Consider the following 15,366-nt stretch of genomic DNA (forward strand, 5'->3'; position numbering starts at 1 on the left):
CATGTAGTGTCCGGGGGCACCGCACGGAAGGACACATCATGGCCGTACCCAAGCGCAGGACCTCCCGCAGCAACACCCGCCACCGGCGCGCGCAGTGGAAGGCGACGACCCCGGCTCTCGTCCCCGTCACGGTCGACGGCGTCACGCACCTCGTGCCGCAGCGGCTGCTGAAGGCGTACGAGCGCGGGCTGCTGCGCCCCGGGGACTGACGAGGTCCCCTCCCCCGGACTCCGGGCCGGACGGTGGTCGCAGCCACGGCACCGTCCGGCCCGGTATGCGTGTGCCCCCTGCCGGGGGCGTGCGGGGCGGGGCGCGCTCCGGGTCGTGCGCCGGGTGCGTGGACCGGACCGGCGCGCGCGGACGCGCCGTCACGGACGGGGCGTGCTCCGGCGCTAGTGTGACCCGACGTCAGACGGCGCCCGCGCCGCCGCGCGGGCCGCGGCCGACCGTCGGTGCCACCCCCGATCCCCGACGGGAGTTGCCTCACCATGACCTCACGCGTGGCCGTCCTCGGAACCGGCATCATGGGCAGCGGCATGGCGCGCAGCCTGCTGCGCGCCGGGTTCGACGTCGTGGTGTGGAACCGGAGCGCCGAGAAGACCGCACCGCTCGCGGAGGCGGGCGCGCGGGTCGCCGACACTCCCGCGGAGGCCGTCGCGGACGCCGGCACGGTGCTGACGATGCTCTTCGACGCGGACTCCGTCGCCGGGGTCGTCGGCTGCTGCGCCGACGCCTTCGCCCCGGACGCGGTGTGGCTCCAGTGCACGACGGTCGGCGTGGACGGCGCCCGGCAGCTCGCGGAGCTGGCCTCCCGGCACGGGCTGCGCACCCTGGACGCGCCGGTCCTCGGCACCCGGGAGCCCGCCGAGAAGGGCGAGCTGACGATGCTGGTGTCCGGCCCCGCCGAACTGCGCCCCGCGGTCGACCCGGTGCTGGCGGCGGTCGGCGGCCGGACGCACTGGGCCGGTGAGACCTACGGCGCGGCGAGCCGGCTGAAGCTGGCGGCGAACGCCTGGGTGGCGACCGTGGTGAGCGGAGTCGCGCAGTCCCTGGCGCTGGCGCGGCGGCTGGGGCTGGAGCCCCGGCAGTTCCTGGACGCGGTCGCGGGCTCGGCGGTGGACGCGCCCTGTGTGCGGATCAAGGGCGCCGCGATGATCGAGGAGGACTGGACCCCGTCGTTCGGGATCGGGAACCTGCTCAAGGACCTCGATCTGATCAAGGCCGCGATGGAGGGCTCGCACACCGACAGCGCGCTGGTCGACGCGGTGCGCGGACGGTTCGCGGCGGCGGCCGAGCACGGGTACGGGTCGGCCGACATGGCTGCGGTGGTCACCGCGTACTGAACCGGCCGCGCTGTGCGGAGTGCTTCACCCCGGCGAGTGAGGCGCGCATCCGGACGGGCCCCGGGAGCCGAATCCGCCGTGCACCACCGGACCCGGCACCGACCCGGGTCCGGTGCCGACCGAGTACCGAGGAGTCCCCGCCATGACCGTCGCGATCGTCCTGTTCACCTCCGACCTGCGGCTGCACGACAACCCCGTGCTGCGGGCGGGTCTGGACGCCGCCGACGAGATCGTGCCCCTGTTCGTCCGCGACAGCGGTGTCGCGGACGCCGGGTTCGCCACCCCGAACCGCACCGCCTTCCTCGCCGACTGCCTCACCGCCCTGGACGAGGGCCTGCGCGAGCGCGGCGGGCGGCTGGTCGTGCGGTCCGGGGAGGTGGCCGAGGAGGTGGCGAAGGCGGTCGCGGAGACGGGGGCCGGGGAAGTGCACCTCGCCTCGGGGGTGAGCGGGTACGCGGCCCGCCGGGAGGAGCGGCTGCGCCGGGCGCTGGAACCGGAGGGCTGCCGCCTGCGGGTGCACGAGGCGGTGCTGACCGCCGTGGAGCCGGGCGCGGTCACGCCGTCCGGCGGCGACCACTTCGCCGTGTTCACCCCGTACTTCCGGCGCTGGTCCGCCGAGCGGCTGCGCTCCCCGCTCGGCGCGCCCCGGAAGATCCGGGTGCCCGGGGGCGTCGGGTCCGAGGAGCTGCCGCGCCGGGACGCGGTGAAGGAAGTGGCCCCCGGGGTGCCGGCGGGCGGCGAGCCGGCCGGCCGGGAGCTGTTCCTCACCTGGCGGCGGGACGGGATGGACGACTACGAGGACCGGCACGACGACCTGGCGGGGGACGCCACCTCCCGGCTCTCCCCGTACCTGCACTTCGGCGCGGTCTCCGCCGCGGAGCTGGTGCACCGGGCGCGGGAGCGCGGCGGGGCGGGCGCGGAGGCGTTCGTGCGGCAGGTCTGCTGGCGGGACTTCCACCACCAGGTGCTGGCGGCCCGGCACACGGCGGCCACCGAGGACTACCGCGACCGGCACGACCGCTGGCGGAGCGAGGAGGAGGCCGCCGACGACATCCGGGCCTGGCAGGAGGGCACGACCGGCTATCCGGTGGTGGACGCGGCGATGCGCCAGCTGCTGCACGAGGGCTGGATGCACAACCGGGGCCGGCTGCTGGCGGCGAGCTTCCTGACCAAGACGCTGTACGTGGACTGGCGGGTGGGCGCCCGGCACTTCCTGCGCCACCTGGTGGACGGGGACGTGGCCAACAACCAGCTCAACTGGCAGTGGGTGGCCGGGACCGGCACCGACACCCGGCCCAACCGGGTCCTCAACCCGCTGGCACAGGCGCAGCGTTACGACCCGGAGGGCGGCTATGTGCGGCGCTGGGTGCCGGAGCTGGCGGAGGTCCGGGGCCGGGCGGTGCACGAGCCGTGGCGGCTGCCGGCGGAGGAGCGGTCCGCGCTGGAGTACCCGGAGCCCGTGATCGACCTGGCGGACGGACTGGCCCGCTTCAAGCACGCCCGCGGCAGGGACTGAGCCCCGCGGCGCGGCGCATCCCGCGCCGGGACCGGCCGGGCCCTGGGGTGAGGCCCGGGCCCGGGACCGAGCCCACCCCGGTCCCGGCCTCACCCCAGGACCCGGTCCTCGATCGCCGTCCGCCACGCCGGTACGGCGGCCTCCGGGGAGGGCGCCTCCCGCCGCCCGCCGCGGGCGAAGAAGTCGGTGAGCGGCAGGGTCGCCGCGCCGACGGTCACCGCGTCCGGGCCCAGCCGCCCCAGCTCGACCGTGGCCCGGGCGGCGGGCTGGGCGAGGGCGTAGGCGGTGGTGTGGCGGCGCACGTCGTCGAGGAAGCGGGAGCCGAACTGGAGGCCCGCCCAGCCGCCGATCAGGACGCGTTCCGGCTGGAAGAGGTTGATCAGGTCGGAGAGCCCGGCGCCCAGGTACTCGGCGGTCTCGGCCATCACGGCGTAGGCGACCGGGTCGGGCTCGGAGCCGTCGGACGGGCAGGCGGCGGTCAGCAGGGCGGTGAGCCGGGTCTCCTGGTCGGCGCCCTTCGGCGGCCGCCCGCCCGCCTCCCGCCAGCGCTCCAGCACCGATTCGGCGCCCGCGTACGCCTCCAGGCAGCCCGGGGCACCGCAGCGGCAGCGGCGGCCCCCGGCCTGGACGGTCAGATGGCCCCATTCGAGGGCGCGGCCCTGGTCGGCGCCCTCGGCGAAGAGGCAGGCACCGACGCCCGAGCCGAAGAGGACCACCACGGCGCTGCGCGCCCCGCGCCCGGCGCCGAACCACATCTCGGCCTGGCCCAGGGTCTTGGCGCCGTTGTCGATGAACCAGGGCACGCCGTCGGGGAGCGGGCAGGCCGCGCGGAGCAGGGACTCCAGCGGGACGGCGTCCCAGCCGATGGTCTGGCCGTGCACGACCGCGCCCCGCGCGGGGGTGCGTTCGACGATGCCGGGGACGCCCAGTCCGACGCCGAGGAGGCGTTCGGCGGGCACCGAGGAGGCCGCGAGGACCTCGCCGACGCCGTCGCGGATGTGGTCGACGATGGTGCCGACGTCGTAGCCCTCGCCGGTCAGCGGCTTCTCGGCGCGGGCGAGTTCGGTGAGGGTGATGTCGAACAGCTCGACGCGGACCCGGGTCTCCCCCAGGTCGACGCCGATCATGTACCCGGCGCCGGGGCTGACCCGGAGCAGGGTGCGCGGGCGGCCGCCGTCGGAGTCGACGCTGCCGGCCTCCTCGACCAGTGCCTCGGCGGCGAGTTCGGCGACCACGTTGCTGATGGAACCCGAACTCAGGCCGGTGGCGGGGCCGAGCGCCTGGCGGCTCAACGGGCCGTCGAAATACAACCGTTGCAATACGGCGGCGCGGTTGACCCGCCGCAGGTCATTCACCGTGCGTCTGCTCCGCTGGGCCATCTGGGGCTCCTTCCCGACCTGCTCCAGCGGCAAGATACCTCTGCCGGGGCCCTTGACGCGAACTTTCCGCGGGTCTTAACTCACGTCCTAAATTAAGCCATGAGGTGCTTCAGGGACCGAACGCCGGCGGCCGGCCGGCACGGCCGCCCGCATGGCTTGGACGCTCCTGAGGAAAGGGACACCCGGAGCCATGCGAAGAATCCGAGCCGCTGCCGGCGGCGTGATCGCCGTCTCCCTGCTCGCCGCCGTGACCGCCTGCGGCGGCGGCTCGTCCACGGGCGGGGGCGGCAACGACTCCCCCAGGACGCTCACCTACTGGGCCTCCAACCAGGGCCCCAGCATCGAGGCCGACAAGAAGATCCTCCAGCCCGAGCTCGACAAGTTCGAGAAGCGGACGGGCATCAAGGTGAAGCTGGAGGTCGTGCCCTGGTCCGACCTGCTGACCCGGATCATGACGGCGACCACCTCCGGCCAGGGCCCGGACGTCCTCAACATCGGCAACACCTGGTCCGCCTCCCTCCAGGCGACCGGCGCGCTGCTGCCGTGGGACGAGAAGAACCTGGAGAAGATCGGCGGCCGGGACCGCTTCGTGGACTCCGCCCTCGGCTCCACCGGCGCGCCCGGCCAGGACCCGGCCGCCGTGCCCCTGTACTCCATGGCGTACGCGCTCTACTACAACAAGAAGATGTTCCGGGAGGCGGGGATCGAGAAGCCGCCGGCCACCTGGGACGAGCTGGTCGCCACCGGGAAGAGGATCTCCAAGGACGACAAGTGGGGCCTGGGCGCGGAGGGTTCCAACCTCTCCAACAACATCCACCAGGTGTTCGTCCTCGGCAAGCAGCACGGCGCCGACTTCTTCGACGCCGAGGGGAAGGCCGACTTCACCGGCGACGGCGCGGTGAAGGCCGTGAAGCAGTACGTCGACCTGATGGCCCGGGACAAGGTCGTCGCACCCGGCAACGCCGAGTACGCGCAGAACCAGTCCCTGAGCGACTTCTCCAAGGGGAAGACCGCCATGGTGCTGTGGCAGGCCGCCGCCACCACCTTCAAGTCCCAGGGCATGGCGGACGCGGACTGGGGCGTCGCCCCGGTGCCCGTGCGGTCCGGCGCCCCTGGTCAGGGCACCAGCGTCAACTCCATGGTCGCCGGCATCAATATGGCCGTCTTCAAGAACACCCGGAACCTCGACGGAGCCCTGGAGTTCGTGAAGTTCATGACCAGTGACGCGGAGCAGAAGCACCTCTGCGCCGCCTACGGCTCCATCCCGCCGGTCAAGGCCGCGCAGAGCGACCCGGCGTTCGACCGGCCCGAGCTGAAGGTGCTCCGCGACACGCTCGCCACCAGCGCCGCCGCCCTGCCGCAGGTGCCGAACGAGTCGCAGTTCGAGACCGCCGTCGGCACGGCCGTGAAGAACCTCTTCGCGCGGGCCGCCGGGGGCAAGGCGCCCACCGAGGCGGATGTGCGGGCCGAACTGACCATGGCCGAGCAGCAGATGTCCGGACAGTGAGCGGTGCCCCGTCCATGACCACCACCGTCACCACCCCCGAGCGGCGGCCGTCGGTGCGAGGGAACGCCCCCGGGGCGACGCGAGGCCCGCGCCGCCCCGGGCGGCTCCGCCGCATCGGACTGCCTTATCTGCTGCTCCTGCCGGCGCTCGCGCTGGAGCTGCTGGTCCATCTGATCCCGATCGTCATCGGCTTCGTCATGAGCTTCAAGGAGCTCACCCAGTTCTACCTGCGGGACTGGACGGCGGCGCCGTGGAACGCCTTCGACAACTTCCGGGTCGCGGTCGACTTCGACGGCCCGGTCGGCCGGGGGCTGCTCCACTCCTTCTGGATCACCTGCCTGTTCACCGTGCTGTCCGTGGGCCTGTGCTGGCTGCTGGGCACGGCCGCGGCCGTCTACCTCCAGGAGGCCTTCTCCGGGCGGGGCCTGCTGCGGGCCCTGTTCCTGGTCCCGTACGCCCTGCCGGTCTACGCGGCCGTCATCACCTGGGCGTTCATGTTCCAGCGGGACAACGGCCTGATCAACCATGTGCTCCACGACCAGCTCGGGCTCACCGACGGGCGGCCGTTCTGGCTGATCGGGGACAACAGCTTCTTCGCCCTGCTGACCGTCTCGGTGTGGAAGGGCTGGCCCTTCGCCTTCCTGATCGTGATGGCCGGCCTCCAGAACATCCCCCGGGAGCTGTACGAGGCGGCCGCCCTGGACGGCGCGGGTGTGTGGCAGCAGATCCGCCGGATCACCCTGCCGTCACTGCGACCGGTCAACCAGGTCCTGGTCCTGGTGCTCTTCCTGTGGACGTTCAACGACTTCAACACACCGTTCGTGCTGTTCGGGAAGGCCGCGCCCGAGGCGGCGGACCTGATCTCCGTGCACATCTACCAGTCCTCGTTCGCCACCTGGAACTTCGGCACGGGCGCGGCGATGTCCGTGCTGCTGCTGGGCTTCCTGCTGCTGGTGACCGGTGTCTACCTCTTCCTCACCTCCCGAGGGAGGAAGGCCCCCCGTGTCCCGTCCCGCGCCTAGCCCCACCGCCGTGCGCCGACGCGCCGTTCCGCAGCGGCGCGCCGCCCCGCGCCGACACACCGCCCCGCGCTCGCCGATGGCGGCCCCCCGGTCGTTCGTCTGGTCCCGCCGGATCTTCCTGACGCTGCTGACCGCCTTCGTGACCCTGCCGGTCTTCGTGATGGTCTCCAGCTCGCTCAAGCCCCTCCAGGATGTGACGGGCGAGTTCCGCTGGATTCCCAGCGGTCTGACGGTCCGCCCGTACTTCGACATCTGGGAGACGGTGCCGCTCGCCGACTACTTCGTGAACTCGCTGATCGTGGCGGGCGCGGCGACCGTCTGCTCGGTGGTGATCGCGGTGTTCGCCGCGTACGCGGTGAGCCGCTACACCTTCCGGGGGAAGCGGGTGTTCACCGTCACCGTGCTCTCCACGCAGATGTTCCCGGGCATCCTCTTCCTGCTGCCCCTCTTCCTCATCTACGTCAACATCGGCAACGCCACCGGCATCGCGCTGTTCGGCTCCCGGGGCGGGCTGATCCTCACCTATCTGACCTTCTCGCTCCCGTTCTCCATCTGGATGCTGATCGGGTACTTCGAGTCGGTGCCCCGGGACCTGGACGAGGCGGCGACCGTGGACGGCTGCGGCCCGCTCGGCGCGCTGTTCCGGGTCGTGGTGCCGGCCGCGATGCCCGGGATCGTCGCGGTGGCCGTGTACGCGTTCATGACGGCCTGGGGCGAGGTCCTGTTCGCCTCCGTGATGACCAACGAGACCACCCGCACCCTCGCCGTCGGCCTCCAGGGCTACTCCACCCAGAACGACGTGTACTGGAACCAGATCATGGCCGCCTCGCTCGTCGTCAGCGTGCCCGTGGTGGCCGGGTTCCTGCTGCTCCAGCGGTATCTGGTGGCCGGCCTCACCGCCGGGGCCGTCAAGTGAGCCGCCGGCTCCGGCCCCTCCTCCCCGCCCGATCGCCCGCTCGCCCGACTCGCCCTCCCGTCTGAAAGGACGTCCGTGACCAAGCCCATCGACCTCGACGCACTCCCGCACGACTTCGCGTGGGGCACCGCGACGTCGGCGTACCAGATCGAGGGAGCCGTCGCCGAGGGCGGCCGCTCCCCGTCGATCTGGGACACCTTCTCCCACACCCCCGGGAAGACCGACAACGACGACCACGGCGACACCGCCTGCGACCACTACCACCGCTGGCGCGAGGACATCGCCCTGATGAAGGAGCTGGGCACCAACGCCTACCGCCTCTCGGCCGCCTGGCCCCGGGTGGTACCCGGCGGCGACGGGCCGGTGAACGGCGAGGGCCTCGACTTCTACGACCGCCTGGTGGACGGCCTGCTGGAGGCGGGCATCGAGCCGAATGTGACGGTCTACCACTGGGACCTCCCCCAGGTCCTCCAGGACCGGGGCGGCTGGACCGAGCGGGACACCGCCCACCACCTCGCCTCCTACGCCACCGCCCTCGCCGGCCGGCTCGGCGACCGGGTCACCCGGTGGGCCACCCTCAACGAGCCGCTCTGCTCGGCGTGGATCGGCCACCTGGAGGGCCGGATGGCCCCGGGCCTCACCGATCTGACCACCGCCGTGCGCGCCTCCTACCACCTGCTGCTGGGACACGGGCTGGCCGCGCAGGCGATCCGGGCGGCGGCGCCCGGCGCCCAGGTGGGCATCGTCAACAACCTGTCCACCGTGCTGCCCGCCTCCGACCGGCCGGAGGACCTGGCCGCGGCCCGGCGGATGGACGGGCACACCAACCGCTGGTGGCTCGACCCCGTGCACGGCCGGGGCTTCCCACGGGACATGACCGAGCTGTACGGGGTGGAGCTGCCCGAGCGCCCCGGCGACGCGGAGACCATCGCCGCCGAGCTGGACTGGCTGGGCCTCAACTACTACTTCCCGCAGGTCGTCGCGGACGATCCGCACGGCCCCGCCCCCTACGCCCGGCAGGTCCGGCGCCCGGGGGTGCCGCGTACCGGCATGGACTGGGAGATCGAGGCCGAGGGCATCGAGACCCTGCTGCTGCGCCTCACCGAGGAGTACGGCGCCCGGCGGCTGTATGTGACGGAGAACGGCTCCGCCTACCCGGACGTCGTGGGCCCGGACGGAACGGTCGACGACCCCGAGCGCGCCGGCTACCTCCTGGGCCACCTCGCGGCCTGCGCGCGGGCGGCCCGCCGGGGCGCGCCGCTGGCCGGGTACTACGCCTGGTCCCTGCTGGACAACTTCGAGTGGGCGTACGGCTACGGCAAGCGGTTCGGGCTCGTCCACGTCGACTACACGACGCAGGCGCGCACGGTGAAGGGCAGCGGACGCGCCTACGCGGACGTGATCGGCCGTCACCGGGCGGCGGTGGAGAGCGCTCACCACGCCGCCTGACGCCTGCCGGCCCGGTCCCGACGGGCCCGCGAGCCGGCCCTCCCCCGCGGAGGGCCGGCTCGTCGGCATGCCCGCGGGCCGGTGACCAGGTGCACGGGCCGGCCGGCCGTGAGCCCGGTCCGGCCGGTGGCGGCGGGCGGGTCGACAAGGACCACCGCGGGGTCGTCGGTGAGCCGGCCGAAGCCGCAGCAGCCCCCGGACCTTGTCGTCGACGGCCGCCACCGGGACCTCGCCGGTCTCGACGGCCCGCAGCAGCTCCTCCGCCCAGGGGCCCTCGAGCCCGGGCATCGCGAGGTCCTGGGCCGCGCGGGCGGAGGCGGCGGCGGAGCGCACGGCGCCCCAGTCGGAGACCACCACCCCGTCGAAGCCCCACTCGCCCTTGAGCGGTTCGGCGAGCAGCGGACTCTCCGTCATGGCCGTGCCGCCGACGGCGTTGTAGGCGGACATCACGCACCGCACCCCCGCGTGCACCGCCGCCTCGAAGGGGCGAGGTACAGCTCGCGCAGCGCGCGTTCGGAGACCCGGACATCGGCGGTCAGCCGCTCGGTCTCGCTGTCGTTGGCGACATAGTGCCTGGCGGTGGCCGCGACGCCGTGCCCCCGGCCGTCGTGCGCCTGGATGCCCCGGATCAGCGCGGCGCCCGTGCGGCCGGTCAGCTCCGGGTCCTCCGAGAAGCACTCGAAGTGCCGGCCGCCGAGCGGGCTGCGGTGCAGGTTGAGGGTGGGGGCGAGGACGACGTGGACGCCCCGGCGGCGCGCCAGGTCCCGGAGCCGGTCAGCAGCCTGATCTTCTCCGGCAGCCCGAGCTTGCCGAGCAGCCGTTCGATGTCGTCCCCGGTCATGCGGCCCCCTGGTGGAGCGCCCGCCCACGCTCGGGAGAGCGCTCTCCCGAGCGATTCCCGGGGGGTTCGCCCCCTGTCAACGCGCCCACTGGCCGGCGTTGCGCTGCGCGCGGCGGCCCCACAGCGAGCGCGAAACACCGCATTCCGGGCACGATGGAGATCCACGCCCACGTCCGGGCGGCCAGGTCACAGCAAGGAGAGCACAGTGGTCCAGAGCGCAGACATCCGCGAGTGGCGGAACGAGGAAGTGGTCGACGCGGACGGCAAGAAGATCGGCGTGCTGGAGGCCGTCTACGTCGACACCCGGAGCGACGAGCCGACCGTCGTCACGGTGTCCATCGGGCTGCCGGGCCGGCGCAAGCTGGTGTTCGTCCCCCTCGCGGGCGCGGTCGTGGGCCCCGGGTACCTGCGGGTGGCGTACGGGAAGGCCCTGGTCAAGGACGCGCCGAGCATGGGCACGGACGATGTGCTGCCCGTGGAGAACGAGAAGGAGATCTTCATCCACTACAGCCTGCCGTACGAGCCGGGCCCGAGCGGCGAGCGGCAGCTCGCGCGCCGCTGAGCGGGCCGCGCCCCGCCGGGTCCCGCCCGGCGCCCGCCGTACCCGGCGGTGGATCTTCACCGCCCGACGGCTTCACCCCCTCCCCCGGCCGCCCGGGCGGCACGATGGTGCCCACCAGTCCCGCCGGGGGTGCTTTCTGCCCACGGGCGGGGCGAGTGCGACGGGAGCTTCCGGGCGGGCCCGCCCGGCTTCGTCGCCGACCTGGACCAGCGCCGCGCCTCCCCCTTCCTCACCCCCGACGCCGCTCCGGCCCTCCGCGCCGCCCGCCGCCCTCCCCGGGCAGGCACGCACGTCCGTGACGGCGCTTCACCGCGCCGCACGGTCACCGGCGGGGCGGGCGAGCGGGAGGCCGTGCGCCCGGACCTCGTACGCCCGGCGCGGGGTGGCGGGCACGGCCCGGCTCCGGGCGCGCCAGGACAGCACCAGGGCGTCGTAGATGGGTGAACCGGCGGTGTCGGGCGGGGCCGGGTCGGCCCCGGGTTCCCGCGCGGCGTCGGCCTGGTGGTGGGTCTCTGTGGTGTCCATGCCCGTTCCAACGGCGCGGAGGCACCAGGGGCGCGCGCCCGGCGTACGCCGGTCCGCAAAGTATCCATCGGATAACGAAATGCTTCTTCCCGGGGCATAGTCCACAAGATTCAGACATTTTGTTCCGCAGTCAGGCGCGGCCGGCGGTCGGCGACCGGGGCGGTGGGGCGTGCGGATGCCGTCCGGGAACCGCCGGGGAGCCGGGGCGCACACCGGCACGCAGCTGCTGACGACATCACAGGTCAGGCGATCCGGCCCGCCGGAGAACCGGAAACGGGGCCGCCGGATGCGACCCGGCGACCCCTGATCGACCGCCCCGCAACCAGAGATGGGGAAGCCTTGAATCAGCAGGTTATCCGAAGAACCACCCGGTCAGCCCCGGAGTTGACCATCCAGCACGCCCGCGAGGGAGACGGGCAGGCGTTCGCCGTTCTGTACGGCGCCTACCGCCAGGAGGTCCTGGGCTTCGTGCGGTCCCGGGTGGGGGACGCCCATCTCGCCGAAGACCTCACGAGCGACACCTTCGTCCGCGCCCTGGGCGCCATCGACCGCTACACGCCCGGCCGTTCGGACATCGGCGCCTGGTTCTGCGCCATCGCCCGCAATCTGGTCATCGACCACTACCGCTCCTCCCGGGTGCGCCGGGAGGTCCTCGTGGCCGACTGCCGGACGTTCAGCACGGCCACCGCCGACTCGGCCGAGGAGAGCGCCCTCGCCTGTCTGCGGCGGGAGCCGGTGCGCCGTGCCGTGGCGGCACTGCCCGCCCGGCACCGGACGGTGGTCCTGCTCCAGTACTGGGGCGGCTGGCCGAACGACCGCATCGGGCGGGAGCTGGGCGGCTGTTCGCCGGGGGCGGTGAAGGCCCTGCGCCGCCGGGCGCTCGCGGGCCTCGGCTCCGCTCTCGGACCGGACGGGCCGGCATGAGGCGGTGGTCCGTGCCACGGCGGCGGCCGGGACGGGAGGGGCCGGTGGCCCCGGGGCCGGGGACGCCGGTGCTGCCCGTCCCCGTCCCGGGCCTGGCGGCCGGGCGCCCGCTCGCCCCGGACGAGGCCCACCGGGTGCTGCTGCACTGCGCGCTGGACGCGGCGGGGGTGCGGCTGTCCCCCGCCGACCACCAGGCGATCGAGGACATCGCCCGGCTGGACTTCCCGGCCGTGAACAGCGTGATCACCTGGCTGTCGGCGTCGGCGGCGCGCTCCTGAGCGGCCCGCCCGGGGCGGCTCCCGACGACAACGCGGCGAGCGTGCGTGCCGGACGTCGTGGACCAGGCGAGACGTTCCGGACAAGACCTAAGGCAGCGGCGCGCCCCGGGCGGCGATCCAGAGCTCGTACCACTCCTCGTGGCTGAGCCCGGGTTCAGCCGTCGCCGCGTCCCGGCAGGCGAGGATGCGCTCGGGGCGGGCGCTGCCGATGACGGGGGCGATGCGGGCCGGGTGGCGCTGGAGCCACCACAGCAGGATCGCCTCCGGGGTCGTCCCCTTCGCCTCGGCCAGGTCGGCGACCAGGCGGGCCGTGGCCCGTTCCGCGGGGCTCTCCTCGCGGCCCGAGTAGCGGCCCTGGGCGAGCGCGCCCCACGCCTGGAGCCGCACACCGTTGTCCCGGCAGTACTCGACGGTGCCGAGCGGGAACCCGGTGTCCGTGGACGCCGGGGTGTTGACGAGCACCCCGGCCTCCAGCCAGTCCCGGCGGTGCAGGCTCATCTCCAGCTGGTTGACCGTCAGGGGGAGGTCCAGCCGCGCCTGGAGGGAGGCGATCTGGGCGCCCGACATATTGGAGACGCCGAACCGGCGCACCAGTCCCTGCCGGTGGAGATCGGTGAGGGCGGCGGCTGTGTCGTCGGGGTCGGCCAGCGGGTCGGGGCGGTGCAGCAGCAGGACGTCGAGGACATCGGTGCGCAGCCGGGTCAGGCTCTCCTCGACGCGGCGCACGATGCTCGGGCCGCGCAGGTCGTAGAGTCCCGGCCGGTCCCCCTCGGCCAGGCGGATACCGCACTTGGTCTGGAGGGTGACGCGCGACCGCAGCCCGGGGTCGCGGGCCAGCAGCTCGCCGAAGACGGCCTCGGCCTTGCCCATCCGGTAGATGTCGGCGTGGTCGAAGACGGTGACGCCGATCTCCAGTGCGGCCCGCACCGCGGCCTCGGCCCGGTCGATGTCCTCGGGGCCGTACGGCTCGGGGCCCCAGCTTCCGCCGAGCCCCATGCAGCCGTAGAGCAGCCGCTCGCCCGTCCTGCCCGCGTTCCCGTCCCCGCTCACGCCCGCGTTCCCGCTCACGTTTCCGTCCCCGCCCCGGTCGCCGCCGGACTCGCCGCTGATCACGGCGCTCACCCTACGCGGGGGCGACGACAAGGCCCGGCCGGGCCCGGGGCGCGGTGGGGCGGGCGGCCCGGCTCGCGGTGGCAGCCGGGGCACAGGCTCCTACCCTGGGAGAAAGGGCACAAAAGTTCGTTCGCCTCCTCACGGCTGTCGGGCCGGGTGGCCGCCACGAGGCTCGGGAGGAGAGACGTCATGTCCGGAACGACCGACGCGGTCGAGGCAGACCGTGCCCTCAAGAGCAGGCACCGCGCGATGTGGGCCCTGGGCGACTATCCGGCCGTCGCCGCCGAGCTGATCCCCGAGCTGGGCAGGCGGCTGGTGGACGCCTGCTCGGTGGGCCCCGGGCAGCGCGTCCTGGACGTCGCGGCCGGGTCGGGGAACGCGGCGATCCCCGCCGCGCTCGCCGGGGCGGAGGTGACCGCCTGCGACCTGACGCCCGAACTCCTGGCGGCGGGGCGGCAGTCGGCGGAGCGGGCCGGGGTGTCCGTGGAGTGGCGCGAGGCCGACGCGGAGGATCTGCCGTTCGCCGACGGCGCCTTCGACACGGTGATGTCCTGCGTGGGCGTGATGTTCGCCCCGCACCACGAGGCCGCGGCGGCGGAGCTGCTGCGGGTGTGCCGGCCGGGCGGCACCATCGGGCTGATCGACTGGACGCCGGAGGGCTTCGTCGGGCGCATGTTCGCGACGATGCGGCCGTACGCGCCCCCGCCCCCGCCCGGGGCGTCGCCGCCGCCCCTGTGGGGCTCGGAGGACCATGTCCGCACGCTGCTCGGGACGGGCGTGACGGACATGGGGATGCGCCGGGAGACGGTCCGGGTGGAGGCGTTCCCCTCGCCCGAGTCGTTCCGGGACTACTTCCGGGCGAACTACGGCCCGACGATCGCGGTCTACGGCCACCTCTCCGGTGACGCCGACCGCACGGCGGCCCTCGACCGGGAGCTGGCCGACCTGGCCCGGCACCACGCGGACCCGTCCGGCTCGGGGGCGATGGAGTGGGAGTACCTGCTGGTCGTCGCCCGCCGCAGCGGCTGAACCGGGCCGCCGCCGAGGGGTCCCGCGGGGCGACGGGCCAGGCCGGGCGGCGGGTTAGGGTACGGCGTGCCCCGGACCCCGCCGCCGTCCCCCGTTCCACCGGCCCCTCGCTTGCTGCGCGGGGAGCCCGCGCTGCGCGGGGTTCCCGTGCTGACCCGCGAGGAGGACGGCGGGGCCTGGCCGATGCTCCTGTGGGTACCGGACGGCCCGCGCCGGATGGTCTCCAGCGCCCTGCTCGGCGGCGGCATCGGGGAACGCGCGTGGGTGCTCAACGCCCAGGTGCCGCCCGGGTACGGCCGCCTGGACCCGCAGGCCCACCTCGCCGGGCTGGCGCGCGGGGCGGGCGCGGCCGGACCGGGGGTGGGGCTGATGACTGCGGCCGATGTCCGCGCGCGCCGCTGGGCCGCGGACGGCGGGGTGGAGGCGCTGGTGACCGCGGGCATCGGCATCCGCGGCTGGGCCGCCGAGCCGGGCGCGGGGGACGCCGCCGCCCCGGCCCCGGGCACGATCAACATCCTGGTGTCCGTGCCGGTCCCGCTGAGCGACGCGGCGCTGGTCAACGCGGTGGCCACGGCCACGGAGGCGAAGGTCCAGGCCCTGCTGGACGCGGGGGCGGACGCGTCCGGCACACCGACGGACGCGGTGTGCGTGGCGGCGGCCCTCCCCGTCCCGGGCACCTCCGCCGAACCCTTCGCCGGACCCCGCTCCCTCTGGGGCGCCCGCCTGGCCCGGGCCGTCCACCGCGCGGTCCTGGCGGCCTGCCGCCCGGCGCTGGGCCATGTCCCCGCCCCGGCCGCCCGGACGGGTGCGCCGGCCCCTTGACGGGCGCGCCGAGGCCCCGACCGGGACCGGGCTCTTGACGGGCGCGGTCAGGGGGCCGACCCGGGACCGGGCCGAAACGGCGCGCGGCGCCTGCCGTGCCGGGGCACGGGCAGGCGCCGGGGGCCGGGGCCGGGGCCGGG

General features: G+C 74.4%; 15 protein-coding genes and 1 pseudogene. 12 read left to right on the top strand and 4 right to left on the bottom strand.

All coding sequences use genetic code 11. The features are described 5' to 3' along the window. Positions 1 to 38 precede the first annotated feature (38 nt). From rpmF to ABZ457_RS28115, 3 genes are all read left to right on the top strand, one after another. Positions 39 to 209, top strand: coding sequence for a 50S ribosomal protein L32 (gene rpmF / locus ABZ457_RS28105; protein WP_359162968.1), 171 nt, complete (start codon positions 39 to 41; stop codon positions 207 to 209). A gap of 279 nt (positions 210 to 488) precedes the next feature. Next, a complete protein-coding gene (locus tag ABZ457_RS28110) occupies positions 489 to 1,343 on the top strand; it encodes an NAD(P)-dependent oxidoreductase (protein ID WP_359162971.1) in 855 nt (284 codons plus the stop codon). Positions 1,344 to 1,485: 142 nt separating this feature from the next. Next, entirely contained in the window at positions 1,486 to 2,859 is a 1,374-nt protein-coding gene (locus ABZ457_RS28115; protein ID WP_359162974.1) for a deoxyribodipyrimidine photo-lyase, read from the top strand. Between the two features lie 89 nt (positions 2,860 to 2,948). Here the strand turns inward: ABZ457_RS28115 and ABZ457_RS28120 are convergent, their stop codons facing one another. Beyond that, positions 2,949 to 4,238, bottom strand: a complete 1,290-nt coding sequence (locus ABZ457_RS28120) for an ROK family protein (protein WP_359162977.1) — start codon at positions 4,236 to 4,238, stop codon at positions 2,949 to 2,951. A 190-nt stretch (positions 4,239 to 4,428) separates the two neighbouring features. On the opposite strand from ABZ457_RS28120, the gene ABZ457_RS28125 reads away from it, so the two are divergent. From ABZ457_RS28125 to ABZ457_RS28140, 4 genes are all read left to right on the top strand, one after another. Then, on the top strand, positions 4,429 to 5,745 hold the full coding sequence (locus ABZ457_RS28125) for a sugar ABC transporter substrate-binding protein (protein WP_359162980.1): 1,317 nt from the start codon (positions 4,429 to 4,431) through the stop codon (positions 5,743 to 5,745). A gap of 14 nt (positions 5,746 to 5,759) precedes the next feature. Next, entirely contained in the window at positions 5,760 to 6,767 is a 1,008-nt protein-coding gene (locus tag ABZ457_RS28130; RefSeq protein ID WP_359162983.1) for a sugar ABC transporter permease, read from the top strand. Positions 6,768 to 6,843: 76 nt separating this feature from the next. Then, a complete protein-coding gene (locus tag ABZ457_RS28135; protein ID WP_359163004.1) occupies positions 6,844 to 7,683 on the top strand; it encodes a carbohydrate ABC transporter permease in 840 nt (279 codons plus the stop codon). Positions 7,684 to 7,758: 75 nt separating this feature from the next. Beyond that, positions 7,759 to 9,132: a GH1 family beta-glucosidase gene (locus tag ABZ457_RS28140; RefSeq protein ID WP_359162986.1), complete on the top strand. Its 1,374-nt coding sequence runs from the start codon at positions 7,759 to 7,761 to the stop codon at positions 9,130 to 9,132. 180 nt (positions 9,133 to 9,312) lie between these two features. Here ABZ457_RS28140 and ABZ457_RS28145 read toward each other — a convergent pair. Next, positions 9,313 to 9,890 (bottom strand): annotated as a pseudogene (locus ABZ457_RS28145) (glycoside hydrolase family 3 N-terminal domain-containing protein); the annotation flags it as partial. A 288-nt stretch (positions 9,891 to 10,178) separates the two neighbouring features. Between ABZ457_RS28145 and ABZ457_RS28150 the strand changes: the two are divergent. Continuing rightward, positions 10,179 to 10,535: a PRC-barrel domain-containing protein gene (locus ABZ457_RS28150; RefSeq protein ID WP_359162989.1), complete on the top strand. Its 357-nt coding sequence runs from the start codon at positions 10,179 to 10,181 to the stop codon at positions 10,533 to 10,535. Positions 10,536 to 10,841: 306 nt separating this feature from the next. Here ABZ457_RS28150 and ABZ457_RS28155 read toward each other — a convergent pair whose 3' ends face one another. After that, a complete protein-coding gene (locus ABZ457_RS28155; protein WP_359162992.1) occupies positions 10,842 to 11,060 on the bottom strand; it encodes a hypothetical protein in 219 nt (72 codons plus the stop codon). 384 nt (positions 11,061 to 11,444) lie between these two features. On the opposite strand from ABZ457_RS28155, the gene ABZ457_RS28160 reads away from it, so the two are divergent. Together ABZ457_RS28160 and ABZ457_RS28165 are read left to right on the top strand one after the other, a co-directional pair. Continuing rightward, positions 11,445 to 11,984 carry an RNA polymerase sigma factor gene (locus tag ABZ457_RS28160; protein WP_359162995.1) on the top strand — a complete coding sequence of 180 codons (540 nt, stop codon included), beginning with the start codon at positions 11,445 to 11,447 and terminating at the stop codon, positions 11,982 to 11,984. A 44-nt stretch (positions 11,985 to 12,028) separates the two neighbouring features. After that, a complete protein-coding gene (locus ABZ457_RS28165; protein WP_359162998.1) occupies positions 12,029 to 12,262 on the top strand; it encodes a hypothetical protein in 234 nt (77 codons plus the stop codon). A gap of 87 nt (positions 12,263 to 12,349) precedes the next feature. Here ABZ457_RS28165 and ABZ457_RS28170 read toward each other — a convergent pair whose 3' ends face one another. Further along, entirely contained in the window at positions 12,350 to 13,312 is a 963-nt protein-coding gene (locus tag ABZ457_RS28170; protein WP_359163007.1) for an aldo/keto reductase, read from the bottom strand. Between the two features lie 252 nt (positions 13,313 to 13,564). Between ABZ457_RS28170 and ABZ457_RS28175 the strand changes: the two genes are divergently transcribed. Next, the gene (locus tag ABZ457_RS28175; RefSeq protein WP_359163001.1) at positions 13,565 to 14,404 is read left to right on the top strand and encodes a class I SAM-dependent methyltransferase; all 840 of its coding nucleotides are present in this window, start codon (positions 13,565 to 13,567) and stop codon (positions 14,402 to 14,404) included. A gap of 183 nt (positions 14,405 to 14,587) precedes the next feature. Continuing rightward, positions 14,588 to 15,226 (top strand): adenosylcobinamide amidohydrolase, encoded by a 639-nt coding sequence (locus ABZ457_RS28180; RefSeq protein WP_359163010.1) that lies wholly within the window; start codon positions 14,588 to 14,590, stop codon positions 15,224 to 15,226. Positions 15,227 to 15,366: the final 140 nt, after the last annotated feature.

Origin of the sequence: Streptomyces sp. NPDC005805, assembly GCF_040630445.1 — a bacterium.
In the GTDB taxonomy this organism is placed as follows: Bacteria; Actinomycetota; Actinomycetes; order Streptomycetales; family Streptomycetaceae; genus Streptomyces.

What these genes read in the sequence shown, in the direction of transcription:
- ABZ457_RS28155 (WP_359162992.1), bottom strand. Translation starts at nt 11,060, where the DNA reads ATGGACACCACAGAGACCCACCACCAGGCCGACGCCGCGCGGGAACCC.
- ABZ457_RS28115 (WP_359162974.1), top strand. Translation starts at nt 1,486, where the DNA reads ATGACCGTCGCGATCGTCCTGTTCACCTCCGACCTGCGGCTGCACGAC.
- rpmF (WP_359162968.1), top strand. Translation starts at nt 39, where the DNA reads ATGGCCGTACCCAAGCGCAGGACCTCCCGCAGCAACACCCGCCACCGG.
- ABZ457_RS28180 (WP_359163010.1), top strand. Translation starts at nt 14,588, where the DNA reads ATGCTCCTGTGGGTACCGGACGGCCCGCGCCGGATGGTCTCCAGCGCC.
- ABZ457_RS28125 (WP_359162980.1), top strand. Translation starts at nt 4,429, where the DNA reads ATGCGAAGAATCCGAGCCGCTGCCGGCGGCGTGATCGCCGTCTCCCTG.
- ABZ457_RS28130 (WP_359162983.1), top strand. Translation starts at nt 5,760, where the DNA reads ATGACCACCACCGTCACCACCCCCGAGCGGCGGCCGTCGGTGCGAGGG.
- ABZ457_RS28135 (WP_359163004.1), top strand. Translation starts at nt 6,844, where the DNA reads ATGGCGGCCCCCCGGTCGTTCGTCTGGTCCCGCCGGATCTTCCTGACG.
- ABZ457_RS28175 (WP_359163001.1), top strand. Translation starts at nt 13,565, where the DNA reads ATGTCCGGAACGACCGACGCGGTCGAGGCAGACCGTGCCCTCAAGAGC.
- ABZ457_RS28110 (WP_359162971.1), top strand. Translation starts at nt 489, where the DNA reads ATGACCTCACGCGTGGCCGTCCTCGGAACCGGCATCATGGGCAGCGGC.
- ABZ457_RS28120 (WP_359162977.1), bottom strand. Translation starts at nt 4,238, where the DNA reads ATGGCCCAGCGGAGCAGACGCACGGTGAATGACCTGCGGCGGGTCAAC.